Raw genomic sequence first — 25,361 nt, 5'->3', positions numbered from 1 at the left:
AGACTAAAGAATGTTAGCGATGCCAGCTTTCCTGTCTTATTGACTACTAACTCAACACTTAAAGTGTGAATCTATGCGTTTACAAACAAAAAGCTCGCATTTCGCGAGCTTTTTAGTGGTATTTAGTTATTAAACCTTAGTCAAAAGCTTATTGATGGCACCTAAGAATTGAGAAGGATCTTCCATCGAGCCACGCTCGGCTAACATTGCCTGACCCAGTAACACTTCTACCCAGCGACCAAACGCTTGGTCGTCTGCTTCATCCGCCATTCGCTTCACGAGCTCATGTTCAGGGTTGATTTCGAAGATGTACTTCACTTCTGGTACCGCTTGACCTGCAGCTTCAAGAAGCTTCGCCATTTGCGTCCCCATTTCGAAATCGTCCGTCACCACAACAGCAGGTGTTGTTGCAAGCTTGAAGGTTGTACGAACTTCTTTTACGCGGTCACCTAGGTAAGACTGAGTGCGCTCAACAACAGACTTAAACTCTTCTTCTGTTTCTTTCTGCTTTTCTTTTTCTGCTTCGTCTTCGAACTTGCTCAGATCCAGACCCGCTTTGGTGATCGATTGGAACTGCTTGCCGTCAAACTCTGTCAGGTAGTTCATCAACCACTCATCAATTCGATCGAACATCAAAATAACTTCAATGCCTTTCGCCTTAAATTGCTCTAGGTGCGGACTGTTCTTCGCCGCTGCGTAGCTGTCTGCTGTTAAGAAGTAAATCTTATCTTGACCTTCCTTCATGCGTTCAACATAAGAAGCCAAACCAACAGATTGCTCAGCTGAGTCCACTTCAGTAGATGCGAAGCGCAATAGACCGGCAACTTTCTCTTTGTTTGCCATGTCTTCAGCAGGACCTTCCTTCATCACCTGACCAAACTCTTTCCAGAATGATTGGTATTTCTCTTCGTCATTCTTCGCCATGCGCTCCAGCATTGTCAGTACACGCTTAGTACAAGCGTTACGCAATGACTGAGTCACTTTGTTGTCTTGAAGAATTTCACGAGAAACGTTCAGTGGCAGATCGTTCGAATCAATTAAGCCGCGGACGAAACGCAAGTAAGACGGCATAAACTGCTCTGCGTCATCCATGATGAATACACGTTGTACGTATAATTTCAGACCCGACTTGTGATCGCGGTTCATCATGTCCCAAGGTGCCTTCGCTGGAATGTAAAGCAAGCTTGTGTAATCGTTCTTGCCTTCTACGCGGTTATGACTCCAAGTTAGAGGATCTGCAAAGTCGTGAGAAACGTGTTTGTAGAACTCTTGGTATTCTGCTTCAGAGACGTCTGATTTGTTGCGAGTCCAAAGTGCTTGAGCTTTGTTGATTTGCTCCCACTTCTTCTCACTTGTTTCGTTGCCTTCCTCATCGCGAACAGCAGTTTGGATAGAAACTGGAATACCGATATGGTCGGAGTATTTGCTGATCACGTCACGTAGACGCCATTCATTTAAGAACTCTTTCCCTTCTTCACGCATGTGAAGCACGATATCAGTACCACGAGATTCTTTCGTGATCGTCTCAATAGTGTATTCGCCTTCGCCCGCAGAATGCCATTGAACCGCTTCATCTGCAGAAATACCTGCGGCACGAGTGCGTACCGTCACAGCATCAGCAACAATGAATGCAGAATAGAAACCCACACCAAACTGACCAATAAGCTGAGAGTCTTTGCTCTGCTCATCGGATAATTTAGAGAAAAACTCTGCTGTACCTGATTTTGCAATGGTACCTAAATGTTCAATCACATCATCACGGCTCATACCGATGCCGTTATCAGAGATTGTTAGTGTATTAGCACTTTCGTCAAACGCCAGCTTAACACCCAGATCCGCGTTACCCTCATATAAATCTGGGTTAGATAGCGCTTGGAAACGAAGCTTATCTGATGCGTCAGACGCGTTTGAAATCAGCTCGCGTAGGAAAATCTCTTTGTTTGAGTAAAGAGAGTGAATCATCAGATGAAGTAGTTGTTTTACTTCTGATTGAAAGCCACGAGTTTCTTTGTTTTGTGATACGGTTTCGCTCATGTTTGCTCCATAACATCTAAACTAAAAAGACTTTTAATGACAAAGTCCTAACCGCCACCTTAAAAAAGCAGCATTACTAAGATGTCATTTAACATGTGGCTGACAAATGTAAATTCAAGGTCAATATTGCTAAAAACGGTGTTTTTTTAGAAAATTTTAATTATCCTACGTCCCTAAAAGCATCTAAAACGTAGCACATGTCTTTTTGCGCACGCCTTATTATGTGACGCAAATCACTTATAATTACAGAATCATCCATCTAAGAAGAACTAAATGACTAACATCGGCACCAAATTTCTGCTTGCTCAAAGATTTGTCTTTGACCCAAATAGTAATTCGCTCGCTGACCAACAAAATGGCAACGAAGTTGTACGATTAGGAAGCAACGAAAGCCGTATTCTACTCATGTTGGCAGAGAGACCCAATGAAGTGTTAACGCGTAACGAGCTTCACGAGTTCGTATGGCGGGAGCAGGGTTTTGAGGTGGATGACTCAAGCCTTACTCAAGCGATTTCCACTCTACGTAAAATGTTGAAAGACTCTACGAAGTCGCCTGAATTTGTAAAAACGGTGCCAAAGCGCGGTTACCAACTGATTTGTTCAGTTGAACGTTTAAGCCCACTATCTTCTGAAGCAGCACTCACCGATGTTGATGCTCAAGAGGAAGAAAATGAAGCTCCAGTCGTTGACCTAGAGCAATTCGCAGAGCCCACTGCTGAGACAAAAGCAGAAACAGCCGTCGAACAAGCACCGACAGCTCAACCATTAAAATCTGCACCTGCACAAAAGAACACAAACTGGTTATTCAGAATCATCGTGTTAGTTGCCCTGCTACTTCCTGTTGGCGTGTTAATGCTAACCAACCCTGCAGAATCACAATTTCGTCAAATTGGTGAATATCACAACGTGCCAGTGATGACACCGATCAACCACCCTCAATTAAACAATTGGCTGCCGTCCATTGAGCAATGCATTCAACGCTATGTTGAACACCATGCTGCTGAGTCTTCACCAGTCGAAGTCATTGCAACAGGTGGTCAAAACAATCAATTGATTCTGAACTACATTCACGACAGTGATCACTCATATGAGAATGTAACACTGCGTATTTTTGCTGGTCGTAACGACCCAACTGACATCTGCAATTAAGGGAGGCTGAAATGAAGATAAGAATAGCATCTGCGGTTTTAGCCGTATCCATCCTTTTTAGTGGTTGGTTGTACTGGGGTAGTGACCTTAAAGTTGAGCAAGTCCTTACGTCAAATGAGTGGCAATCAACCATGGTGACACTTATTACTGATAACTTGCCAGATGATACCGTAGGTCCGCTACGCAAAGTCAACGTTGAGTCGAATGTGAAGTACCTACCTAATGGTGACTATATTCGCGTGGCAAACATCAAGCTATTTGCACAGGGCTCAAACGTCGAGTCTACGATCAATATCTCTGAAAAAGGTCGTTGGGAAGTCAGTGATAACTATTTGCTGGTCTCTCCTTCTGAGTTCAAAGACATCTCCGCATCACAATCTAAAGATTTTTCGGAGTCTCAACTTCGTCTTATCACTCAAATCTTTAAGCTAGATGCTGAACAGAGTCGTCGTATTGACGTCGTTAACGAAAAAACTCTACTACTGACTAGCCTGAATCACGGTTCTACGGTACTGTTTAGAAACTGATTTTGATTCGATAAGAAGGGGGCAAGATGCCCCCTTTATTTTGCATATGGATTGGCTAGACACCCTCACCCTCTTCTTCGGTTCCCTTGTCGCAAATACGCTTGCTTCACTCTCTGGCGGTGGTGCGGGATTACTGCAGTTTCCACTTCTTATCTTTCTTGGTCTTCCCTTTTCTGTCGCACTAGGTACGCATAAAGTCGCTTCAGTCGCACTCGGTTTAGGCGCAGCAAGCACACACCTTAAAGCCGGTACGATTAAACCAAAAGTCGCCCTCTATCTCATACTCACCGGCAGTATTGGCGTGGTGATTGGCGCTAATCTCATTGTACAAATCCCAGATGGCATTGCTGAAAAAATGCTTGGCGCGATGATCTTAGCTCTTGGTATTTACTCTCGATTTAAGAAAGAGCTCGGTCAAACGGAAACTAAAACGCATCGTGACAGTGCCGGTTGGCTTATTGGTGGACTGGGTTTACTGCTGATTGGGATTGTAAACGGCTCACTCACAGCAGGTTCTGGGTTGCTTGTGACACTCTTTCTTGTCCGCTGGTTTGGTTACGATTACAAGCAAGCAGTAGCTTACACCATGATTTGTGTCGGTCTGTTTTGGAATGGCATTGGAGGTATTGCCGTTGTGCAAGCTGGTGCTCCTATTCATTGGGCTTGGTTACCTGTTTTATTATTCAGCTCATTTCTAGGTGGCAGCTTAGGCGCATGGGCAGCAACTCGATACAGCAATCGCGTCATCAAAGTTGCCTTTGAAGTGCTCACCTTCGCCGTTGGAATCAAATTGCTCCTCTGACGTTTTAAAAAATTTGAAATTAAGGAATTCGGAAATGGATAAAACCATCATTGACATTTATTACTGTCGCCAGTGCAATTGGATGCTACGTTCAACCTGGCTCTCACAAGAGCTATTACATACCTTTAGTGAAGAAATAAAAACGATGAGCTTGCACCCAGATACGGGCGGTCGGTTCGAAATCTTTTGTAATGGCACCCAGATTTGGGAACGTAAGAAAGATGGTGGCTTTCCTGAGGCGAAAGTCCTCAAACAACGTGTTAGAGACATCATCGACCCAGAACGCGATCTAGGACATTCAGACACAAAATAGGGAGCCACTCGCTCCCTTTATCTTTTCTTTACTCGCAAGGCTATTAAATCGTAGTTTGTGCTAGTACTTCGCCTTCTGGAGTTTGAACCGTTAGCGTATTACCTTCGAGTAAACCATAACTGCGTGGTAAGCCATTTCTCGGGAACGTCATTGAGCCCGGATTGAAAATGATGGCACCATCTTGCATCTCTGCCACAGGAACATGAGTATGACCATGGGCAATGATGTCGCCCTCACGCAACGGCGGTCGCTTTGTGGTGTTGTATAGGTGACCATGAGTCAAGAACATACGCTTGCCAGACTCTAACAGAAGCCACGCATACTCCGTCATCATTGGGAAATTTAACAGCATCTGATCCACTTCACTGTCGCAGTTACCGCGCACAGAGATAATGCGCTCACTGTATTGATTCAGCAATTCTGCCACTTGTGGTGGGTTATAGCCTTCTGGTATTGGATTTCTTGGTCCGTGATTAAGCGTATCGCCCAATAAGATTAGGTGCTCTGCACCAGAGGCTAAATAAAGCTTGATGGTTTCTTCTGTGGCTGGCAAAGAACCGTGCAAGTCTGAGGCAAAAAATAGTTTCACGACATCGTCTCCTCAAAATGTATGAGGGTATTCTACGGCATTCCTATAGAAGCTCAACCACAGTAAAACCTCTAATGACCACGCAACATTTCCACCAGCATCGGAACCAGGTAGAACCACGCGACATAACCAACGCCCACTAAGACAATCATCCAGAAAATGAGGGACAAGAACTTTGACTTAGCAAGATGGTTAAGTGGATCTGGCTCTCCGCAGCCAGGACAAGTATGAGCTCGTTTTGAAATTTGTTTCTCGCACACAGGACAAGCAACTAGCGGCATGACATGACATCCTCAATTATTTCTTTAATTCTCAAAGGATAAGCCTCAGATCGAGGATATGCAATGGCACTAATACGCTAATCTTCTTAGCTAGGCAAAATGTCGCTGACCTGAGAAATTATCTTTACCAGCAGCGCGCGAACCACACTCAAAACCGTCGCTATACTTCTTCCCGAGCCATACCATTGATAACAATATTGTTATAACTCACCATGCCAATGACCTCTCCATTTTCAATGACTGGCGCGCGGCTGATACCAAAACGCTCAAACAAACGCGCACAATATTTCACATTCATATTGGGGTCGACGGTTAACGCAGGTTTGGTCATGATTTCATAGATGTTGGTGCGTTGTGGTGAACGGTTTTTTGCCAACACTTTTTTCGCTATGTCGTTCATTAAGACGATGCCATATTCATCATCGTCATCACGCTTTTTCACCACCAGCGCTTTCACTTCACTCTTCCTCGCTAGCGTGATCCCTTCGTGAACCGTAATCAACCCATCGACAATGATGTATGTTGCCGCCATTACGTCTCTGACTCTAATCAGCTCATGACTACTCATAACTCATCCTCTACCACTTTAGTTAGCTTCTCGACTTGGTGTGCGACACCGACAGCATCCTCGACATCAATCTGCACGGCAATCCCTTGACCGGATTCCTGATCGAACTCTCCAACGTCACTGATGGTTTCTAAAATGTGTCTCGACAAATGCTCCTCTACAACAAATAACAGCACATCTTTTTGCACCTCCAAGGTTAATCCAAAGAAAGTTCGTTTCTGGTTTAAACCTTGTCCTCGGGCATTGTTGATCACCGTAGCCCCCGTTGCTCCTGCATCTCTTGCTGCATCGAGCACCTTGTCGGTTTTGCTGTCTTCAACAAAGGCCAAAATCAATTTAAAGCGCATTTTCTTTTTCCTCCGCGGTTCCTTTATTCAACCACTGGGTAATCTGGGCATAGCCCATCACAGAAATCATTGGAAACAGGCTGGCAAACGCTATCAAGCCAAAGCCATCTATCATTGGGTTTCGTCCTGGTACGGTTGAAGCTAACCCCAACCCAAGCGCGGTCACTAAAGGTACGGTCACCGTCGAGGTAGTAACACCGCCTGAATCGTAAGCCAAAGGTACAATCAACTTTGGCGCATAGAAGGTTTGAATCACCACTACGATGTAACCGGCGATAATGTAGTAGTGAATAGGATCACCAACGACAATCCGATAGCTGCCTAGAGCAATACCAACTGCCACCCCCAAAGCAACGGCAACGCGCAATCCATTCACACTAATACTGCCACCAGAAACCTGGTTTGCCTTTATCGCCACTGCAATAAGAGAAGGCTCTGCGATTGTCGTACTGAAACCGATAAAGAAAGCAAAGATATACACCCAGTAGTAGTCTACCCAACTTAAGGCTTGACCGATGGATACTTTAAACTCGCGTAGAAATGCAGGGGCAGTAAGCTGCGTTGCCATGGTTTCACCCAACGGAAACAGCGCCATTTCTAACCCAAGCAAAAACAGCGACAAACCGAGGATAACGTAGGCAAATCCAAGCAGGACTTTAGGCAGGTTAGAGATGGGACGTCGTAATACTGCAAGCTGGAAGCCAAAAATAATGGTCGCAATCGGGATCACGTCACTGATAGTAGAAACAAAGGTATCGAAGAAGTGCTCAAACGAAATCATGCCACCACCATCCCGTATACCATCACAAACATCATTGGTAGCAATGAGGCAAAGGCGATCAAACCAAACCCATCAATCATAGGATTTCGCCCTTTAATCGCAGAAGCGAGCCCAACGCCAAGCGCTGTGACCAAAGGAACCGTGATGGTGGATGTCGTCACTCCTCCAGAATCATAAGCCACCCCAATGATTGATTCAGGCGCAAATCCCGTTAGTATCACAACGCCAATATAACCACCTATGATCATGTACTGAATCGGCCAGCCCTTGAGAATTCGCAACACGCCGAGCACAATCGCTACACCTACCGACAAAGCAACCGTTAGGCGTAATCCATCTGCGTACTCTTCCATAGATTGTTCTGTATTGGCAATCATGCCCCCTTCAGCCGCAACTTCTGATGCTTCCTCTGCAACAGCGGTCAAGGCTGGTTCTGCAATGGTGGTACCAAAACCCAAGCAGAACGCAAAGATCAGTAACCAGAAAACGCTGCCTTTATTAGCGAACGCTTGTGCCATATTTTCCCCAATGGGAAACAAACCAAGCTCTAATCCAAAGATAAAGAAGGTTAAACCGAGAATAACCAGAAGAAGACCAAATAGAATAGAGACGAGATTAGGCAGCGGTTCCTGAAGCACGACCAACTGAAAAAAGGTGATGACAATAACAATAGGTAGCAAGTCACGAGCACTACTGAGCAACGCTCTAAATAGAGCAACAAATGCCTCCATACTCCCTCCTATCTACTGACTGTTATTCTCCTTTAAGTTCAGCATGACACAGTTTCCCTAAGCTAAGTGTGAGCTTTGCTAAAGGCTTGATAACATTTTGTTACACTCTTTCAAATTGTGAACTTCGCATCGCTTCCCAACAAAATGCTTCTAACTCCTTAGGAACTAATAATAAAATCGACACTGCAAGTCATTGATATGATCACGCTAGGCGTATAACGACTATAATGTTTGAATAGTTTTACCATCAAAGGGATGACATGAAGATACTACTGACCGGCGGCACAGGCTTTATTGGCTCAGAGCTACTTAAGTTACTGACCACTCACCAAGTCATTTTGCTTACGCGTAACCCAGAGCAAGCAAAACAACGACTTAATCATGCCGATGTCGGTAATATTGAATATCTCGACTCCCTTGATTCACTTGAAGATCTTAATGATGTTGATGCCGTGATTAACCTCGCAGGCGAACCGATCGCAGACAAGCGCTGGAGCAAGGAGCAGAAAGAGATCATTTGTAACAGCCGTTGGAAGGTTACCGAGCGTATTGTCGCACTGATCCACGCAAGTACAGAACCACCATCGGTGTTCATCAGTGGATCTGCCGTTGGTTATTACGGCGACCAGCAAGACCATCCTTTTGATGAGTGCTTACACGTCAATAGCGAGGCGTTCGCTCACTCCGTTTGTGCTCGTTGGGAGCAGATAGCAAAACGTGCAGAATCCGAACAAACCCGAGTATGCTTGTTGCGTACTGGCGTTGTCCTTGGTCCAAATGGTGGCGCACTTGCCAAAATGATTTTGCCTTACAAACTAGGTTTAGGGGGACCATTGGGTAGCGGTAAACAATACATGCCATGGATCCATATTTTGGATATGGTTCGTGCCATTATGTACTTGCTTGAAACGCCACACGCTCATGGTGAATTCAACTTATGTGCTCCCCACCCTGTTAGCAATCGAATCTTTAGTGGCACACTGGCGAAAACGCTAAAACGTCCACATATTCTCTTCACCCCTAAATGGGTGATGAATATGGCGATGGGAGAATCCTCTTGCTTACTGTTTGATAGCATTCGCGCCAAACCGAAAAAGCTGACCGAATTGGGTTTTCAATTTAGCTACTCTCGCGTCGAACCTGCACTCAAGAACTTGCTTCAAGATCGAAGTTATTGAATCATAAGGCTCACTATACTTTCGTGAGCCCTCTAATATGAAAAAATCCATTCTTATCACCGGATGCTCCACTGGCATCGGCTACGTTTGTGCCCATGCTTTGAAAAAAGAGGGCTTCCACGTGATTGCCTCCTGCCGGCACGAACAAGATGTCGAACGCTTAACAAGCGAAGGACTAACCTGTATTCAATTGGATCTTAACGATTCTGAAAGCATCTCTTCGGGAGTCAAGCAAGCATTAACACTAGCCGACGGAAAGTTATATGCCATATTCAATAACGGGGCATATGGTCAGCCTGGCGCGCTAGAAGACTTGCCGACAGAGGCGCTCCAAGCTCAGTTTCAAACCAACTTTTTTGGCTGGCATCAGTTAGTCAGAGAAGTACTGCCACATATGCGCAAACAGGGTGAAGGAAGAATCATCCAAAATAGCTCTGTGCTTGGGTTTGCAGCCATGAAATATCGTGGTGCCTATAATGCCTCTAAGTTCGCACTCGAAGGCTGGACCGACACACTACGTTTGGAATTGATGGACACCAACATCAAAATCGCACTGATAGAGCCGGGACCTATTGAAACCCAATTTAGACACAATGCATTAAAAGCCTTCGAGCGATGGATTGATGTCGAGAACAGCCCACACAAAGCCGCTTACGAAGGTCAGAAGCAGCGTCTAGATAACGACAAGTCGAACAATAGATTTGTGCTTCCTGCAGAATCTTGCATCGAGCCAGTGCTTCATGCGCTCACAAGCGATAAACCAAAAATCCGCTACCGCATTACAACGCCAACTAAAGTATTTGCCGTGTTAAAGCGCCTATTACCAACGCGTATTCTTGATAAGATTCTGCGACAAGCAGCATAAAAACTTTTTATCACAATGTAATTTTACCGTAACAATGTGATGTCATTATGAGCATGTAGGTTAAGAAAGCCTCAATGTTCGAATCAATTTCTAAGTTAGTATCTTCATCTATCGAGCCTGAACACGATGTTGATACTCACTTTAGATTTGGTATCGCCACCCTTTCTGTTTTGTATTTACGCGAGACAATAATGACATTAAATCAGCTCAACTGGCTTAGTGTGGGTGTAGTGTTGACTGTGTTCATCCTATTTTGATACCTCACCCAGCACACAAAGATAATGTCTAACAAGACTCCCTAATTCGTGCTGGAATAGCCAAAGTTTTATAGCACTTTCGCTTGCTATCAGGATTACGCTGCTTCGGCAGCGTTTTTCCTTTCTATCGCTTGAATTTCCCAAATATCAACTCCATATCTACAATCAACGACAAGAAACAAAAAGCAAGGACACTCTGATGCAATCCCCATTTATCGTTGAGTTAACAGAACAAAATTTCCGCGAGACTCTTGAAGGGTCAATGAACACGCCAGTGTTGATCCACTTCTGGGCGAGTGCTCAACCAGAAAGTGCGCAAGTGATCCCTGAGCTACAAATGCTAACTCAACAATACAACGGTGCATTCACCCTTGCTCTATTGAACTGTGAGCAGCAACCAGCTTTAGCATCACAGTTTGGCGTACAAGTCTTACCAACTATCGCATTGTTTATGAACGGTCAAGCGGTAGATGGTATGGGTGGTCCTCAGCCGATTGATGCCATTTCAGCCATGCTGCAAAAACACCTCCCAAGCCAAGACGAAATGCAGTTAAAGCAAGCAAGCGAGTTGCTCCAACAAGGCGAACATGCTCAAGCTCTAGCTATTTTGCAAACCCTTTCAGAAGATCTGCAAAACCGCGGTGATGTAAAACTAGCGATGGCAGATTGTTTGCTAGAAACCAAACAATTTGAATTGGCACAAACGCTATTGAGTGCAATCCCACTGGAATATCAAGATAACTACTATAAGGGATTGATTGCCAAGTTAGATCTGCACCTCCAAGCAGCAGATAGCCCAGAGCTTCAACGCCTTGAACAAGAGCTAGCCGCAAACCCAGATAACTTCGAATTGGCATGTGAGCTTGCAGTTCAATACAACCAAGTTGGTCGCGATGAAGAAGCGTTGGAGCTACTTTGGAATATTTTAAAAACCAACCTCGGCGCACAAGACGGTGAAGTGAAGAAAACTTTTATGGATATCTTAAGTGCATTGGGTCAAGGCAATGCATTAGCAAGTAAATTCCGTCGTCAGTTGTACTCTATTCTCTACTAATTAAAGTACTAAGCTGCTGAATTAAAAATATAAAAAGGTCGGATTAATCCGGCCTTTATTCTGTCTATAATTTATCGAGGCTCTCATTTCTACGATTGTGTCATAAGCCTAAATGAGTAAAAATGAAACAAACATTATGCACTTAAGGGAATAGAACATGCCAATCGACTCATTGATCACCATCGGGATCTTAGTTGTACTAGCCATTATTGTCCTCGCTTCTGGGATCAAAACCGTACCACAAGGGAACAACTGGACCGTCGAACGCTTCGGACGTTATACCCACACCTTAAAGCCAGGTCTAAACCTAATCATTCCTTTCGTTGATCGCGTAGGTCAAAAAGTCAACATGATGGAACGTGTACTGGACATCCCGGCACAAGAAGTCATCTCAAAAGACAATGCGAATGTTGTTATCGATGCAGTCGGCTTTGTCCAAGTCATCGACGCAGCCAAAGCGGCGTATGAAGTCAACGATCTAGAACACGCTATCCGTAACCTAACACTAACGAACATTCGTACCGTGCTCGGCTCAATGGAATTGGATGAGATGCTTAGCCAGCGTGACATGATCAACACCAAATTGCTCTCTATCGTTGACCAAGCAACCAACCCTTGGGGCGTAAAAGTAACTCGTATCGAGATCAAAGACGTTCAACCACCAGCAGATCTAACAGCAGCAATGAACGCTCAGATGAAAGCAGAACGTAATAAGCGTGCTGAAATCCTAGAAGCTGAAGGGATACGTCAAGCAGAAATCTTACGAGCAGAAGGTCAAAAACAATCGGAAATTCTGAAAGCGGAAGGTGAAAAGCAATCGGCGATCTTACATGCGGAAGCGCGTGAGCGTGCAGCTCAAGCAGAAGCAAAAGCGACTTACATGGTATCTGAAGCAATCGCTAAAGGTGATGTTCAGGCGGTTAACTACTTTATTGCCCAAGGTTATACCGATGCACTGAAGAGTATCGGTCAAGCGGAAAATGGTAAGATCATCATGATGCCGATCGAAGCGACAGGTCTAATGGGCTCAGTCGCGGGTATTGCTGAAATGTTCAAACAAAGTAAGGACTAAGGATTGCCTATGGATTTATTTAGCCTATTAGAAAGCGTGTCATTCTGGCATTGGATTGCGCTTGGTTTAGCCTTGCTCGCTGTAGAGCTATTGGGCACAGCAGGCTATTTTCTTTGGCTAGGCATTTCCGCCCTGATCGTTGGCGCTATCCTATCTTTCTTACCAATGAGTTGGCAGATGCAGTGGCTTGCCTTTGTGGCTTTCAGTTTGGTTACCACTTGGCTATGGTGGAGAAAGCAATGGTCCAAGGATCGCAAAAGTGATCAAGCCAGAGATCTCAATCAAAAACATAAACAGCTGATAGGTAATATTGTCACGCTCGAAGAAGATTTTCACATTGGAATAAATCGTCTTAGAGTGGCAGATACAACGTGGTCAGCTGAATGCGAACACGAATTGCCGACGGGAACTCGGGTCGAAATTATCGCCGTAGACGGCATAATTTTGAAGGTTAAACCGGTTTCTCGCTGATTTGTGTCAAAATAAAAGGGTGCTCAGCATCCTTTTATTTCCTTTCCATGACTAATGCTTTTATTTCATCTACTTATTTAAATTAACCACAAAAATTAAGTAATAGAAATATTATTAATATTCTCTCCTTTATCAAAACAGATCCTCCTACTAAATTAAAATTTCAAGCACATAGATAAATATATCCCAAGATTTAAAATCTAAATTCATTTTAAAAAATAAAACACTGTTGAATTAATTTTTGATCTTTCTAGGTCTCTATACATACTTAACGCATAAGCATGGCAATTAAATGCTTATATTTTTTTAAGGTAAGTAAGAGGATGTACTATGAAGAAGTGTTTTTTGTTTTTAGCGTGCAGCGCGTTTGCGTTTTCTTCATTCGCCTATAACAACGGGAATGGAGGCACCACAAATCTAGGACCTATCGTTGAATGTGTTTTACCAAGTGGCGATGTTGCCCATCTACCTAGTGAGATGTGCCGCTTTCAAGGTGGTTCATGGGACAACTAAATCGTAGGTTAGATTAAGGAGCAGAACGCTACGCTTTAATATTTCCCACCTAAACAACGAACTCAAGTAATTAAGTGAAATTAAAAAGAAAATACATTCTAGATTACAAGGTAAATAATATGAAACTGGTAACTGGATTATTAGTCGCTATCGTTGCATTAATGCCATTGACTTCGCTAGCAAATGGCGCTTCTGGTGGTAGAACATTAGCACCGGAAATAAAGTGTGAATTGCCCAACGGCAACGTACACATGCTTCCTCCCCTATATTGCAAAATGTATGACGGAAAAGAAGTAAAATAAAAAAGGAGCCGATTGGCTCCTTTTTCTTAACTTCTAAATATTAGTGGAAGCTGTATGGGATAAGAACTTGTAGACGTAGGTCTGTCTCATCCGCGTCTGCTGCACCAGCAAACTCGTCACGCTCTAGGATAGTACCGTGTAGACGCACGGTTGTACCTTTAAGAGAACCGCTTTGTAGAGAGTAAGAAACTGTTGCGTTAACTGCGTACTCGCTCTCGTAATCCCAGTCACCAGATGCGCCGCTTGCTGCAGAGTCTGCACCAGAACCGTAGCCGAAGCCTAGGTAGTAGTTCCAGCCGTTACCTTGGTTGTAAGATAGACGGTTGTACCAAGCTAGCTCGCCAGCTTTGTTCCAGTCAGATAGAGCATCCCACCATTGTGACCAAGTACCGTTATTCATACCGTAAGTATGGATTGTACGAGGAACGAAATCTGAACGGTTGTCTGTGTCTGTGTAACGTAGTTCAGACATCCAAGACAGTTTACCGAACGATTGGTTTAGAGATAGACCAGTGTGGAAACCTAGACCATCGTATTTCACATCGTCATCAACACCGTAGAAGTCAAATGCAAGAGTAGTACGGTCACTTACTGTGTACTTCAAGTAAGCTTTGTATGACGTGTTATCAGTTTCGTCATGGTAGCTAGTTACTTGACCTGCACCCCAGTCGATACCGTTAGCATATTTAACGCCTGTCGCTTGACCAAGACCAACTTGGAAGAATAGAGCGTCAGTAATGTTACCGTTCAAACCTAGAGAGTGTAGGTAGCTCCAAGAAGTGTCTGACCATAGTGCTGGCGCGTAGTCATCTTCGTGTAGCAACCATGGTGCTGTAAATTGGTCTGCACCAAAGTAGCTTAGGTTGAAATCACCCAGCTTCGCGTTTAGTTCGAAACCACGGTAAGTACCTGGTACGAAGCTCCAAACGTTACCGATTGTGCCATTACCACCAGCTTGCAACATACCGAAGCGAGCGTTAAAGTTTTCGCCAGTCTTAAACTTCAGAGCAGCTTTGTAAACTTTAAGTTGATCACCGTCACCTGCACCCCAGTCTAGGTTAGTACAAGTAGAGATCTCGTTACATAGGTAACCGTCTGCGCCTTTCAAACTATCGTTGTATAGGTCGCCAGAGTAGTAAGCTGCTACGTCTGCACCTAACCAACCATCATGGTAGCCAGAAGTGAAGTCAATGATCGCGTTGTAAGATGAGTAGTTTAGACGGCTCCAGCGGTCGCCATTCTCACCACCAGGTTTACCTGTTGTACGAGTACGAGAACGAGTATCAACAACGAACATTGCATTAAGACTTGAGTCTTGCATAAATTCGTTAACTTTTTCTACATACTCACCACCAGCTGCACTTTCAGTAGATGCTGTAGCCGGAGCTACTGCAACCGCACCAAACATCGCAGCTGTTAACGCTGAAACCTTGAAAAATTTGTCCATGGAAAAAACTCCTAAAAATGGATATAGCTGTATTTTTCTATCTCGCCTTAAGTTGGCCGCCGAAGGAGAGAAGTAAATTCCTGAGTGAACCTCAATATTTCTAAATTGGTTCTTTTTAGTTCCTGCATACACACCGTGTATCCACGCTTCTAAGACTAACTTCGCATCTAAAAACATCCAAATGGAACTTATTTTTTTTCTAAAAAAATATGACCAACGCCAAAGTTCCATATAAGTTGTTGATCCAGATCTTATTTTTAACACCAAAGACACAAATCAAAGAAAAGGCTTTAAATATCAAACACATAATGAAAACTTATCCATTCTATTTTGAAGTCGATCGCAGAGTTTTAGTTATAAAAGAAGAATAACGTAAGGAGAGATCCTGATCACTGAAATCAGGAAAAGTGGTATTTGAACGGTTATTGAGTGACTTTTTAATTGCCAAGAAAAAGCCCCAAGCGACTGACACTTGGGGCTTTTAGGTATTTTTTATCTTTTTTTAGGAGAGTTATTTCATCAAATTGAGTAAGTCTTGCTCAGTTTGAATCTCAATTCCAAGTTCTTGAGCTTTAGCTAGCTTAGAACCGGCATTTTCTCCAGCAAACAAAATATCTGTTTTCTTCGAAACACTACCAGTTACTTTTGCGCCTAAATTCTGTAGTGCTTCTTTCGCCTCTGAACGACCTAACTGAGAAAGCGTACCGGTTAACACCACGGTTTTACCTTCCAAAGGTAATTCGACCCCTTCCTGTGGTGTGGCGATTTCTGGCCAGTGAATGCCCTGCGCCAGTAGGTCTTGTACAACCGCTTGGTTTTTCTCTTCGCTGAAGAAAGTGGTAATGTGTTTTGCTACGACCACACCAATATCTTGAACCTCAACCAACTGCTCTTCTGTTGCTTGCTCAATGATTTCAAGATTCTTGAAATGTTGTGCAAGGTTTGCAGCTGTAGCTTCACCGACCTCTCGGATACCAAGTGAGTACAAGAAACGTGGCAATGTTGTTAGTTTTGATTTCTCAAGAGCATTCACAACGTTGGTTGCCGATTTCGGTCCCATTCGTTCCAAGACTGTCAGTACGCCTGCAGAAAGCTTGAACAGGTCAGCTGGCGTTTCGACCATCTCACGATCAACCAATTGTTCAATGACCTTCTCGCCCAATCCGTCTACATCTAGCGCCTTACGAGACACAAAGTGTTTTAACGCTTCTTTACGTTGAGCCTGGCATACTAAACCACCAGTACAACGTGTAACGGCTTCACCTTCGATACGTTCAACATGAGAGCCACATACCGGACAAGCATTGGGGAATAGGATCTCGCGCGCCGTTTCTGGGCGACGTTCTTTGATAACAGAGACAACTTGCGGAATCACATCACCAGCACGACGAATCACTACTTGATCACCTACCATCACTTGTAAACGTTCAATCTCGTCTGCGTTGTGAAGAGTTGCATTACTTACCGTGACACCACCAACAAATACTGGCTCAAGCTTAGCTACTGGCGTAATGGCACCGGTACGACCAACTTGGAACTCCACATCATTTAGCGTGGTAATTTCTTCTTGCGCTGGGAATTTATACGCGATTGCCCAACGAGGAGCACGAGCAACAAAACCCAAACGCTCTTGAATTGCAATATCATCAACTTTAATGACGACGCCATCAATTTCATACGCCAAAGCTTCACGACGGTTAAGAATGTCTTGGTAGTAGGCTTTTACCTCTTCCAAGTTATCGACTCGCTTGGTTTCGGGGCACATTGGTAAGCCCCAAGATTTGATTTGTAAGAATCGCTCGTAGTGGCTGTTTGCTAACGTAGCACCTTCAACAACGCCAACACTGTAAGCATAAAAGCTCAATGGACGCGAAGCGGTAATACGTGAATCTAGTTGACGCAGACTGCCCGCCGCCGCGTTACGTGGGTTAACAAAAACTTTCTCGCCTTTTTGACGAGCGATCTCGTTAAGTTTGTCAAAACCCGCTTTTGGCATAAAGACTTCACCGCGAACTTCTAGACGTGTCGGCCAGTCTTTACCCTGCAGCTTTAATGGAATTGCGCTGATGGTACGCACATTTTCCGTGATGTTTTCACCAGTAGTACCATCACCACGTGTCGCAGCCTGAACCAAGACACCATCTTCGTACAATAGACTTACAGCCAAACCGTCAAGCTTAGGCTCACAGCAGTACTGTTTGATGGTATGACCGACAACGCGATCTTGAGCGCGTTTATGAAAACCATCCAGTTCCGTATCATCAAAAGCGTTATCCAACGATAGCATCGGCACTTCATGAGTAACTTGGCTGAACTCAGACAGTGGCTGACCTCCTACGCGTTGACTTGGAGAGTCGACGGTAACCAGTTCTGGGTGTTCGGCTTCAATATCCAATAATTCACGCATCATACGATCGTATTCTGCATCTGGAATCTCTGGGTTATCTTCCACGTAGTAACGAACCGCGTGGTAATGCAACGACTCTTTTAGCTCTTCTAGTCGCTGATGTACTGATTCAGACATATTAAAGCCCCGTGTATATTCATTAATGAGGTTGGGAATCTAAGAAAAAGGGCTCCTAACGGAGCCCTATCATTATTTGGTGTTAAGGTTATGCGTTAGCAGCATTAAACTCAACTATTTGACGTCGATATGATGCTAATCGATCAGGTGTCATCAGGTTACGTTGATCATCCAGTACGTTCCCCCCCATATCGTCCGCGACTTGCTGTGCAATACGCAGCATAAGGTTGAAGTTTTGGTCTGCTTCACCATAGCAAGGGAGAGTCATAAAGAAGGAAATACCTTTCGTTGAAAACTCTGCTGGGTCACCGTGCTCTAACGTACCCGGCTGCATCATATTTGCAACACTGAATAACACTTTACCATTGCCAGACAAGTCCACATGACGATGGAAGATATTCATTTCACCGTAAATCAAACCGTTTTGCTGAAGGCTATCGAATAGCTTAGTACCAATAAATGGCTCTTCGCCTGCACAGTGCACATTTAACACAATCACTTGCATTTCTGGCTCTGGCTTCGGCTCTTCAACCGCTACCTCTGTCATTACAGGCGCAATCTCTACTTCTGCCGATTCTGGTACAACCGTTGTTTCAAATACAGGTTCGATAATTTCTTCTTTTTCCGCGATAGTTTCGTTTTCAGCAAAAGTGTCTACTGACTCTTGTAAAACTGGCTCTACCACGTCTTCTTCTGTTTTTGTCGCAACAAAAGCTGGGATTTCTTGCTCTTCTTTATGCTCTTTCTCTTCTTTTACATCAAGAATATCATCGATCAGAGGATCAGAAGCGAATTTATTATCAAATGAATTCTCCATCCCAAAGTCTGGCTCTTTGCGATCTTTACGGATGATTTCGAAGTCGTCTTCTGGAGCAGGAGCAAAATCACGCTCTTGTTCTGGAGACTCTTTATCCTCTTGATCAACTTCCAACTTACCAAGCGGCTTGTTACCAAATTTTGCTTTGCCTTCTTTTTTGCTTGTCCACAGACCATGAAATAGCAATGCGGCGATGGCTAATGCGCCAACAACAATGAGTACGAATCGCAATTCCTGCATTATTTACTCTCAATCTACTTGTTCTACTACTCGCACATCCTTGAGCAGTAACCCAAGTGCAATAAATCCGAATGATGCTTTTACTTTACCAAAACTATATGTAGGTTTAGAACAACTTAATGCAAGAAGTTCGGTTTTTTGTTGTGATTCTTGCCACGATTCCACTTTACAAGACCCAAAATGTTAGGGCATTGAAAGAAAACCATCCACAGGTACAATGAGTTTTCACTTACACGAAACAAAATAGATATGAAGTTGAATAATCAGCCTAGAACCGGATTCGGTTACTTCCTATATGGGATTCAAATAGCACTCTCTCCGGAGATCCGTCGCTTTGTGGTTTTGCCATTACTTGCCAACGTATTACTCGTGGGTGGCGCGATTTTCTATCTATTCTCCCATCTCGATGTTTGGATCCAGAACTGGATTGGTCAGTTACCAGATTTTCTCTCTTGGCTTACCTACATATTGTGGCCAATATTGGTGTTAACTATTCTCGCCACATTCTCTTATTTCTTTAGTACATTAGCTAACTTCATCGCCGCACCATTCAATGGTTTACTCGCTGAAAAAGTCGAAGAGTCCTTAACGGGTCAAAAAGTGAATGATGATGGCATGGCTGCGGTTATAAAAGATGTCCCTCGCGTGCTAGCACGAGAATGGCGAAAATTGCTTTATGTCCTACCAAAAGCGATTGGCTTGTTTCTTCTTCTGTTGATCCCTGCACTCGGGCAAACGGTTGGACCTTTCTTGTGGTTCATCTTCACCGCTTGGATGCTTGCTATCCAGTACTGTGACTATCCGTTTGATAACCATAAAGTGTCTTTCAACGAGATGCGTTACAAATTGAAACAAAAGCAAGGGAAAGCCTATGGCTTTGGAGTGTTGGTTTCGGTGTTTACCACGATTCCAATTCTTAACCTAATTGTTATGCCTGTTGCTGTCTGCGGTGCAACTGCAATGTGGGTGAACGAATTTAAGCATCAACAATAACTCACACTTTCATTCGATACGGGGAGGTTTTAGACGCCTCCCCTTTCATTTTGCTCAATTCTCGACCAACCTCATAAGATATAACTTTTTAATCCTTTTCCCTTTTTTTGAGACCGCATATTCTTCTACTCATATTCACAATATCGTGTAATGAAGGAACATCACTATGAGCAAGATCTACGAAGACAACTCTCTTACTATTGGTAACACACCTCTTGTTCGCTTGAATAAAGTGAGCAAAGGTAAAGTTTTGGCGAAAATCGAAGCGCGTAACCCAAGCTTCAGTGTTAAGTGCCGTATTGGTGCGAACATGATTTGGGAAGCAGAAAAGGCAGGTACTCTTAAGCCGGGCGTTGAGCTAGTTGAGCCAACCAGTGGTAACACAGGTGTTGCACTTGCATTCGTAGCAGCCGCTCGCGGTTACAAGCTCACTCTGACAATGCCAGAATCAATGAGCCTTGAGCGTCGTAAGCTTCTTAAAGCGCTAGGTGCAAACCTAGAACTAACAGAAGCAGCAAAAGGTATGAAAGGCGCGATCGCTAAAGCGGAAGAAATCGTTGCAAGCAATCCAGACAAATACCTTCTTCTACAGCAGTTCAACAACCCTGCCAACCCAGAGATTCACGAGAAGACAACTGGTCCAGAAATCTGGGAAGCAACAGACGGTGAAATCGATGTATTCGTAGCAGGTGTAGGTACAGGCGGTACCATCACAGGCACAAGCCGCTACATCAAAGGTGAGAAAGGCAAAGCCATCACATCTGTTGCAGTAGAGCCAGCAGAATCACCAGTAATTGCGCAAGCGCTAGCAGGTGAAGAAATCCAACCAGCGCCTCACAAAATCCAAGGTATTGGTGCAGGTTTCATCCCTGGTAACTTAGATTTAGAACTTCTAGACCGTGTTGAGCAAGTGACTTCTGAAGAAGCGATCGAGATGGCTCGTCGCCTAATGGAAGAAGAAGGCATCCTAGCTGGCATCTCATCAGGTGCAGCAGTCGTTGCAGCAAACCGACTCGCAGAACTTCCTGAATTTGAAGGAAAAACAATCGTAACAGTTCTACCAAGCTCTGGTGAACGTTACCTAAGTACAGCGCTATTTGCTGGTATCTTTACCGAGAAAGAGAACCAACAGTAATATGTGGTCAAATCAATTTTTCGTTTAAAAAAGCCCCGTTCAGGGGCTTTTTTGTTGATCCCTGCCCCACCTTTGGTAATATCAGGGTGTTTTATTTTTAGGTTCAAAATAAAGAATCTAAACCAAAAAAGGTTTCAGTGTAATTACGCACGCAAACAGTTGCGTAATTACCAAACTTTTGACTAGTATCAGTTCTGACACGCTTTGAACTCTCCCGTGCTAGCGCACAAGGTGTAAAGCAGTTAAGCTAAAACTTAGTCACAAACTAACAAAAAAATACATTTATTGGGGTATATCACATGTACGAGAAGCAAGTAGAAATCACAGCAGAAAACGGTCTTCACACTCGTCCAGCTGCACAGTTCGTTAAAGAAGCTAAAGCATTCGACGCGGACATCACTGTGACTTCTAACGGTAAAAGCGCTAGCGCTAAGAGCCTATTCAAGCTACAAACACTAGGCCTAGTAAAAGGTACTCTAGTAACTATCTCAGCTGAAGGCCCACAAGCTCAGCAAGCAGTTGACCACCTAGTTGCTCTAATGGACCAACTACACTAATTCGGTCTCCTATTTCAGAAGCCATTTTGTGAAAGCAAAATGGCTTCGTTGGAAATAGACTCAAAACTAAGCTAAAACTATTCGTTAGCGCACCCATTATTCTCCCGTTTTATAAAGTTGACCAACTTAAGGTAAGGCTATGATTTCAGGCATCCTAGCATCTCCTGGTATTGCAATCGGTAAAGCACTACTACTTCAAGAAGATGAAATTGTCCTAAACACAAACACTATTTCTGATGATCAAGTAGAAGCAGAAGTTGCACGTTTCTTTGACGCTCGTAACAAATCTTCTGCTCAACTAGAAACTATCAAGCAAAAAGCGCTTGAAACGTTTGGCGAAGAAAAAGAAGCGATCTTTGAAGGTCACATCATGCTTCTTGAAGACGAAGAGCTAGAAGAAGAAATCCTAGCACTTATCAAAAACGACAAAATGTCTGCTGACCACGCGATCCACTCTGTGATCGAAGAGCAAGCAACGGCTCTTGAGTCTCTAGACGACGAATACCTGAAAGAACGTGCAACTGACATCCGTGATATCGGTTCTCGTTTCGTTAAGAACGCTCTAGGTATCAACATCGTTTCTCTAAGCGATATTGATCAAGAAGTTATCCTAGTAGCTTACGACCTAACGCCATCTGAAACTGCGCAGATCAACCTAGACTACGTTCTTGGTTTTGCTTGTGACATCGGTGGTCGCACTTCTCACACTTCAATCATGGCTCGCTCTCTTGAGCTTCCAGCTATCGTTGGTACTAACGACATCACTAAGCAAGTTAAGAACGGCGACATGCTGATTCTTGATGCGATGAACAACAAGATCGTTATCAACCCATCTGACGCTGAGCTAGAAGAAGCAAAAGCAGTTAAAGCTGCATTCCTTGCTGAAAAAGAAGAGCTAGCTAAGCTAAAAGACCTACACGCAGAAACAACTGACGGTCACCGCGTAGAAGTTTGCGGTAACATCGGTACTGTTAAAGACTGTGACGGTATCATCCGTAACGGTGGTGAAGGTGTTGGTCTGTACCGTACTGAATTCCTATTCATGGACCGTGACGCACTTCCAACTGAAGAAGAGCAATACCAAGCTTACAAAGAAGTTGCTGAAGCAATGAACGGTCACGCTGTGATCATCCGTACTATGGATATCGGCGGCGACAAAGATCTTCCATACATGGATCTTCCAAAAGAGATGAACCCGTTCCTAGGCTGGCGTGCAGTACGTATCAGCTTGGATCGTCGTGAAATCCTACGTGACCAACTACGTGGTATCCTACGTGCATCTGCACACGGTAAACTGCGTATCATGTTCCCAATGATCATCTCTGTTGAAGAAATCCGTGAGCTTAAGAAAGCGATCGAAGAGTACAAAGCAGAACTACGCGCTGAAGGTCATGCATTCGACGAAAACATCGAAATCGGTGTAATGGTTGAGACTCCAGCTGCAGCAGCTATCGCACACCACCTAGCGAAGGAAGTTGCTTTCTTCTCTATCGGTACAAACGACCTAACTCAGTACACACTAGCGGTTGACCGTGGTAACGAGATGATTTCTCACCTATACAACCCACTATCACCAGCTGTACTTACTGTGATTAAGCAAGTTATCGACGCTTCTCACGCTGAAGGTAAGTGGACTGGTATGTGTGGTGAGCTAGCAGGTGATGAGCGTGCAACACTTCTACTTCTAGGTATGGGTCTAGACGAGTTCTCAATGAGCGGCATCTCTATCCCTAAAGTGAAGAAAGTTATCCGTAACTCTAACTTCGCAGAAGTGAAAGCAATGGCTGAAGAAGCACTTTCTCTACCAACAGCAGCGGAAATCGAAGCAGTTGTAGAAAAGTTCATTGCAGAGAAAACTCAATAATCAACTAATTCCAATGAGATAGGCGGTTAAAAAAAGTCGTCTATCTCGAAAGATTGGTATACTATAATTCGACAGAATTAAATAAAACGTTAGGAGCATGACACAATGGGTCTGTTTGACAAACTTAAGAAGCTAGTATCTGACGACAGCGCTGACGCAGGTGCAATCGAAATCATCGCACCACTTTCTGGTGAGATCGTGAACATTGAAGATGTGCCAGATGTTGTTTTCGCTGAGAAAATCGTTGGTGATGGTATTGCTATCAAACCTGCTGGTAACAAAATGGTAGCTCCTGTAAACGGTACTATCGGTAAGATCTTCGAAACGAACCACGCGTTCTCTATCGAGTCTGACGACGGTGTTGAGCTTTTCGTTCACTTCGGTATCGATACTGTTGAACTTAAAGGCGAAGGCTTCAAGCGTATCGCTGAAGAAGGTCAAACTGTTAAAGCTGGCGACACTGTAATTGAATTCGACCTAGCTCTTCTAGAAGAGAAAGCGAAATCAACGCTAACTCCAGTTGTTATCTCTAACATGGACGAAATCAAAGAGCTAAACAAGCTTTCTGGTTCTGTTACTGTTGGTGAAACTCCAGTTCTACGTGTAACTAAGTAATTTTTACTTAGCTGAACACGAAAAAAACGCTGCCATTGGCAGCGTTTTTTATTACCTGAAACTTTTGTTCCTGAGCGATATTCATCGCTGTAACCCGTTCAACTGAGCAAGCCAAGTGCCGAGCCCGGTCTCTGCTTCGCTTGGGCTAATAATGCGGTAGTCGCATCTTGCAGCACTTGTGACCGCACCATCTCCGTCGACTCACGAGCAAAATCCGTATCTCGTATCCGCCCTTTTGATTCGGTCACACTCCGGTTCACCGTGTTAAGGTTATCCATCGTGCCGCTAACCCGGTTTTGGAAGCCACCTATTTCACTTCGATGCGAATCAACATACTTAATTGCCGCATCAATCACTCCAATCGAAAGCTGCGCCCCGCCAACAGTCGACATATCGATGTCGTCCATTGTGACTAAACCACCAGCACTAACATCAAGCTCATCCGTTAAACTGCCCTCTAACGTTACACCTTCAGGTGCATTCAGCGTCGAGGCAAAGAATTGCAGTTCATTGTTTTCAGTCACTGAGGCACTCACTATCGATTGCTGCGCATTGATATAAGTAGCAACCTGTTCAATGCGATCTCCTAGCTTGAGCCCAATAGATTCTGTTTGGGTTTGCCCTTTACTGTCTTGGTATTCAAATTTAAGGGTTTGATTATCTTTAGTGACTCGCCAATCTTTATCGACCGCATCACCAACATAATGCTGCCCTCCCATCTCCGGGATGTGACTGCGCATATTCCGCAGCGTCAAAGAGATTGAGTTAGCATTCGCTCCAATATGGAAGCTTTGTGAACCGTAAGATCCATCAAACAGGTTTTTATCTGCAAATGTTGTCGTGATCGCGACACGATCAAGCTCATCTTGCAGCGCTACGACCTCGTATTGAATACTTTGCCGATCACTTGAGTCATTACTGCCGTTTGCCGCTTGAAGCCCCAGAGAGCGCAAGCGTTGCAATATATCACTACTCTCATGCAAAGCGCCTTCTGCGGTTTGTGCCACCGAATACGCGTCGTGCGCATTTCTCAAGGCGACATCAAGCCCTCTTGTTTGAACATTAAGAGTATTGGAGATTTGCAGACCTGCAGCGTCATCACTAGCGGAGTTAATCCGATAACCCGAGGTGAGGTTTCGCTGAGACTCTATGTTTTGCTCAGCCGCATGACTGAGGTGTCGCTGCGTCATCATCGCAGTGACATTGGTATTTAAAGAGACCATCTAATCGATACAAACTCCTTGTCACCTATCCTATTCGGTGTCCCTAATGCGTGATTCGAATATGCAAAAAGCCAGGGATGAACCTGGCTTTTGTATCGCGTCGTATTAGGTT

Annotated in this window: 26 protein-coding genes; 15 read left to right on the top strand and 11 right to left on the bottom strand. The window is 44.1% G+C overall.

The window, feature by feature from the left end; all coding sequences use genetic code 11:
* Positions 1–129: 129 nt before the first annotated feature.
* Positions 130–2,034 (bottom strand): molecular chaperone HtpG, encoded by a 1,905-nt coding sequence (gene htpG, locus OH459_RS10725; RefSeq protein ID WP_269986734.1) that lies wholly within the window; start codon positions 2,032–2,034, stop codon positions 130–132.
* A 273-nt stretch (positions 2,035–2,307) separates the two neighbouring features.
* On the opposite strand from htpG, the gene OH459_RS10720 reads away from it, so the two are divergent.
* Genes OH459_RS10720 through OH459_RS10705 form a run of 4 tightly spaced genes read left to right on the top strand, consistent with a single transcriptional unit; the run spans position 2,308 to position 4,825 of the window.
* Positions 2,308–3,183 carry a transcriptional regulator gene (locus OH459_RS10720; protein WP_005446380.1) on the top strand — a complete coding sequence of 292 codons (876 nt, stop codon included), beginning with the start codon at positions 2,308–2,310 and terminating at the stop codon, positions 3,181–3,183.
* Between the two features lie 11 nt (positions 3,184–3,194).
* Positions 3,195–3,710, top strand: a complete 516-nt coding sequence (gene toxS, locus OH459_RS10715) for a transmembrane regulator ToxS (RefSeq protein ID WP_005446378.1) — start codon at positions 3,195–3,197, stop codon at positions 3,708–3,710.
* 46 nt (positions 3,711–3,756) lie between these two features.
* On the top strand, positions 3,757–4,512 hold the full coding sequence (locus tag OH459_RS10710) for a sulfite exporter TauE/SafE family protein (RefSeq protein WP_009698593.1): 756 nt from the start codon (positions 3,757–3,759) through the stop codon (positions 4,510–4,512).
* 34 nt (positions 4,513–4,546) lie between these two features.
* Positions 4,547–4,825, top strand: a complete 279-nt coding sequence (locus OH459_RS10705; protein ID WP_269986733.1) for a SelT/SelW/SelH family protein — start codon at positions 4,547–4,549, stop codon at positions 4,823–4,825.
* Positions 4,826–4,868: 43 nt separating this feature from the next.
* Here the strand turns inward: OH459_RS10705 and yfcE are convergent, their stop codons facing one another.
* The 6 genes from yfcE to OH459_RS10675 all read right to left on the bottom strand — a co-directional run bounded on the left by yfcE (position 4,869) and on the right by OH459_RS10675 (position 8,122).
* Positions 4,869–5,414 (bottom strand): phosphodiesterase, encoded by a 546-nt coding sequence (gene yfcE, locus OH459_RS10700; RefSeq protein ID WP_009698595.1) that lies wholly within the window; start codon positions 5,412–5,414, stop codon positions 4,869–4,871.
* A gap of 71 nt (positions 5,415–5,485) precedes the next feature.
* Entirely contained in the window at positions 5,486–5,695 is a 210-nt protein-coding gene (locus tag OH459_RS10695) for a hypothetical protein (RefSeq protein ID WP_009698596.1), read from the bottom strand.
* Between the two features lie 160 nt (positions 5,696–5,855).
* Complete coding sequence (locus tag OH459_RS10690; RefSeq protein WP_009698597.1) at positions 5,856–6,263, bottom strand: CBS domain-containing protein; 408 nt, start codon at positions 6,261–6,263, stop codon at positions 5,856–5,858.
* A complete protein-coding gene (locus OH459_RS10685; RefSeq protein ID WP_005451557.1) occupies positions 6,260–6,610 on the bottom strand; it encodes a P-II family nitrogen regulator in 351 nt (116 codons plus the stop codon). The genes OH459_RS10690 and OH459_RS10685 overlap by 4 nt, the downstream gene beginning before the upstream one ends.
* Positions 6,600–7,391 (bottom strand): DUF1538 domain-containing protein, encoded by a 792-nt coding sequence (locus OH459_RS10680; protein ID WP_005451556.1) that lies wholly within the window; start codon positions 7,389–7,391, stop codon positions 6,600–6,602. Before OH459_RS10680 ends, OH459_RS10685 begins: the two co-directional genes overlap by 11 nt.
* Positions 7,388–8,122, bottom strand: a complete 735-nt coding sequence (locus OH459_RS10675) for a DUF1538 domain-containing protein (protein WP_005451555.1) — start codon at positions 8,120–8,122, stop codon at positions 7,388–7,390. Before OH459_RS10675 ends, OH459_RS10680 begins: the two co-directional genes overlap by 4 nt.
* Positions 8,123–8,382: 260 nt before the next feature.
* Between OH459_RS10675 and OH459_RS10670 the strand changes: the two genes are divergently transcribed.
* From OH459_RS10670 to OH459_RS10645, 6 genes are all read left to right on the top strand, one after another.
* Positions 8,383–9,300: a TIGR01777 family oxidoreductase gene (locus OH459_RS10670; RefSeq protein WP_005451554.1), complete on the top strand. Its 918-nt coding sequence runs from the start codon at positions 8,383–8,385 to the stop codon at positions 9,298–9,300.
* 37 nt (positions 9,301–9,337) lie between these two features.
* Positions 9,338–10,165: an SDR family oxidoreductase gene (locus OH459_RS10665; protein ID WP_050937948.1), complete on the top strand. Its 828-nt coding sequence runs from the start codon at positions 9,338–9,340 to the stop codon at positions 10,163–10,165.
* A gap of 456 nt (positions 10,166–10,621) precedes the next feature.
* Positions 10,622–11,476: a thioredoxin family protein gene (locus tag OH459_RS10660; RefSeq protein WP_017818943.1), complete on the top strand. Its 855-nt coding sequence runs from the start codon at positions 10,622–10,624 to the stop codon at positions 11,474–11,476.
* Between the two features lie 157 nt (positions 11,477–11,633).
* A complete protein-coding gene (locus OH459_RS10655) occupies positions 11,634–12,548 on the top strand; it encodes an SPFH domain-containing protein (protein WP_005451550.1) in 915 nt (304 codons plus the stop codon).
* 9 nt (positions 12,549–12,557) lie between these two features.
* Positions 12,558–13,019, top strand: a complete 462-nt coding sequence (locus OH459_RS10650; protein WP_152163623.1) for an NfeD family protein — start codon at positions 12,558–12,560, stop codon at positions 13,017–13,019.
* Between the two features lie 632 nt (positions 13,020–13,651).
* Entirely contained in the window at positions 13,652–13,834 is a 183-nt protein-coding gene (locus OH459_RS10645; protein ID WP_114322106.1) for a hypothetical protein, read from the top strand.
* A gap of 40 nt (positions 13,835–13,874) precedes the next feature.
* On the opposite strand, the gene OH459_RS10640 is transcribed toward OH459_RS10645, so the two are convergent.
* From OH459_RS10640 to zipA, 3 genes are all read right to left on the bottom strand, one after another.
* On the bottom strand, positions 13,875–15,281 hold the full coding sequence (locus OH459_RS10640) for a hypothetical protein (RefSeq protein WP_005451547.1): 1,407 nt from the start codon (positions 15,279–15,281) through the stop codon (positions 13,875–13,877).
* Between the two features lie 511 nt (positions 15,282–15,792).
* Positions 15,793–17,805 (bottom strand): NAD-dependent DNA ligase LigA, encoded by a 2,013-nt coding sequence (gene ligA, locus OH459_RS10635; RefSeq protein ID WP_114093015.1) that lies wholly within the window; start codon positions 17,803–17,805, stop codon positions 15,793–15,795.
* 88 nt (positions 17,806–17,893) lie between these two features.
* Complete coding sequence (gene zipA / locus OH459_RS10630; RefSeq protein WP_269986732.1) at positions 17,894–18,862, bottom strand: cell division protein ZipA; 969 nt, start codon at positions 18,860–18,862, stop codon at positions 17,894–17,896.
* 249 nt (positions 18,863–19,111) lie between these two features.
* On the opposite strand from zipA, the gene cysZ reads away from it, so the two are divergent.
* The 5 genes from cysZ to crr all read left to right on the top strand — a co-directional run bounded on the left by cysZ (position 19,112) and on the right by crr (position 24,026).
* Positions 19,112–19,855, top strand: a complete 744-nt coding sequence (gene cysZ / locus OH459_RS10625; RefSeq protein WP_005451544.1) for a sulfate transporter CysZ — start codon at positions 19,112–19,114, stop codon at positions 19,853–19,855.
* A gap of 166 nt (positions 19,856–20,021) precedes the next feature.
* Complete coding sequence (gene cysK / locus OH459_RS10620; RefSeq protein ID WP_005436896.1) at positions 20,022–20,990, top strand: cysteine synthase A; 969 nt, start codon at positions 20,022–20,024, stop codon at positions 20,988–20,990.
* 299 nt (positions 20,991–21,289) lie between these two features.
* A complete protein-coding gene (locus OH459_RS10615; protein WP_005436894.1) occupies positions 21,290–21,547 on the top strand; it encodes an HPr family phosphocarrier protein in 258 nt (85 codons plus the stop codon).
* Between the two features lie 139 nt (positions 21,548–21,686).
* Positions 21,687–23,411, top strand: a complete 1,725-nt coding sequence (gene ptsI / locus OH459_RS10610; protein ID WP_029788502.1) for a phosphoenolpyruvate-protein phosphotransferase PtsI — start codon at positions 21,687–21,689, stop codon at positions 23,409–23,411.
* Between the two features lie 105 nt (positions 23,412–23,516).
* The gene (crr, locus tag OH459_RS10605; RefSeq protein WP_005425608.1) at positions 23,517–24,026 is read left to right on the top strand and encodes a PTS glucose transporter subunit IIA; all 510 of its coding nucleotides are present in this window, start codon (positions 23,517–23,519) and stop codon (positions 24,024–24,026) included.
* 98 nt (positions 24,027–24,124) lie between these two features.
* On the opposite strand, the gene OH459_RS10600 is transcribed toward crr, so the two are convergent.
* Positions 24,125–25,249, bottom strand: coding sequence for a flagellin (locus OH459_RS10600; RefSeq protein WP_239970175.1), 1,125 nt, complete (start codon positions 25,247–25,249; stop codon positions 24,125–24,127).
* Positions 25,250–25,361: the final 112 nt, after the last annotated feature.

It is taken from the genome of Vibrio sp. MM46 (genome assembly GCF_027587135.1).
GTDB lineage: Bacteria > Pseudomonadota > Gammaproteobacteria > Enterobacterales > Vibrionaceae > Vibrio > Vibrio harveyi.
Note: the sequence above shows the minus strand (reverse complement) of the source record. Positions and strands in the feature narration are given on the sequence as shown.

Coding starts and splice junctions, on each gene's coding strand:
- OH459_RS10720 (WP_005446380.1), top strand. CDS start 2,308: ATGACTAACATCGGCACCAAATTTCTGCTTGCTCAAAGATTTGTCTTT.
- OH459_RS10675 (WP_005451555.1), bottom strand. CDS start 8,122: ATGGAGGCATTTGTTGCTCTATTTAGAGCGTTGCTCAGTAGTGCTCGT.
- OH459_RS10615 (WP_005436894.1), top strand. CDS start 21,290: ATGTACGAGAAGCAAGTAGAAATCACAGCAGAAAACGGTCTTCACACT.
- OH459_RS10680 (WP_005451556.1), bottom strand. CDS start 7,391: ATGATTTCGTTTGAGCACTTCTTCGATACCTTTGTTTCTACTATCAGT.
- OH459_RS10655 (WP_005451550.1), top strand. CDS start 11,634: ATGCCAATCGACTCATTGATCACCATCGGGATCTTAGTTGTACTAGCC.
- OH459_RS10685 (WP_005451557.1), bottom strand. CDS start 6,610: ATGCGCTTTAAATTGATTTTGGCCTTTGTTGAAGACAGCAAAACCGAC.
- OH459_RS10665 (WP_050937948.1), top strand. CDS start 9,338: ATGAAAAAATCCATTCTTATCACCGGATGCTCCACTGGCATCGGCTAC.
- crr (WP_005425608.1), top strand. CDS start 23,517: ATGGGTCTGTTTGACAAACTTAAGAAGCTAGTATCTGACGACAGCGCT.
- OH459_RS10600 (WP_239970175.1), bottom strand. CDS start 25,249: ATGGTCTCTTTAAATACCAATGTCACTGCGATGATGACGCAGCGACAC.
- cysZ (WP_005451544.1), top strand. CDS start 19,112: ATGAAGTTGAATAATCAGCCTAGAACCGGATTCGGTTACTTCCTATAT.
- OH459_RS10670 (WP_005451554.1), top strand. CDS start 8,383: ATGAAGATACTACTGACCGGCGGCACAGGCTTTATTGGCTCAGAGCTA.
- OH459_RS10710 (WP_009698593.1), top strand. CDS start 3,757: ATGGATTGGCTAGACACCCTCACCCTCTTCTTCGGTTCCCTTGTCGCA.
- OH459_RS10660 (WP_017818943.1), top strand. CDS start 10,622: ATGCAATCCCCATTTATCGTTGAGTTAACAGAACAAAATTTCCGCGAG.
- OH459_RS10645 (WP_114322106.1), top strand. CDS start 13,652: ATGAAACTGGTAACTGGATTATTAGTCGCTATCGTTGCATTAATGCCA.
- OH459_RS10640 (WP_005451547.1), bottom strand. CDS start 15,281: ATGGACAAATTTTTCAAGGTTTCAGCGTTAACAGCTGCGATGTTTGGT.
- OH459_RS10705 (WP_269986733.1), top strand. CDS start 4,547: ATGGATAAAACCATCATTGACATTTATTACTGTCGCCAGTGCAATTGG.
- toxS (WP_005446378.1), top strand. CDS start 3,195: ATGAAGATAAGAATAGCATCTGCGGTTTTAGCCGTATCCATCCTTTTT.
- htpG (WP_269986734.1), bottom strand. CDS start 2,034: ATGAGCGAAACCGTATCACAAAACAAAGAAACTCGTGGCTTTCAATCA.
- OH459_RS10690 (WP_009698597.1), bottom strand. CDS start 6,263: ATGAGTAGTCATGAGCTGATTAGAGTCAGAGACGTAATGGCGGCAACA.
- zipA (WP_269986732.1), bottom strand. CDS start 18,862: ATGCAGGAATTGCGATTCGTACTCATTGTTGTTGGCGCATTAGCCATC.
- cysK (WP_005436896.1), top strand. CDS start 20,022: ATGAGCAAGATCTACGAAGACAACTCTCTTACTATTGGTAACACACCT.
- ptsI (WP_029788502.1), top strand. CDS start 21,687: ATGATTTCAGGCATCCTAGCATCTCCTGGTATTGCAATCGGTAAAGCA.
- OH459_RS10695 (WP_009698596.1), bottom strand. CDS start 5,695: ATGCCGCTAGTTGCTTGTCCTGTGTGCGAGAAACAAATTTCAAAACGA.
- ligA (WP_114093015.1), bottom strand. CDS start 17,805: ATGTCTGAATCAGTACATCAGCGACTAGAAGAGCTAAAAGAGTCGTTG.
- OH459_RS10650 (WP_152163623.1), top strand. CDS start 12,558: ATGGATTTATTTAGCCTATTAGAAAGCGTGTCATTCTGGCATTGGATT.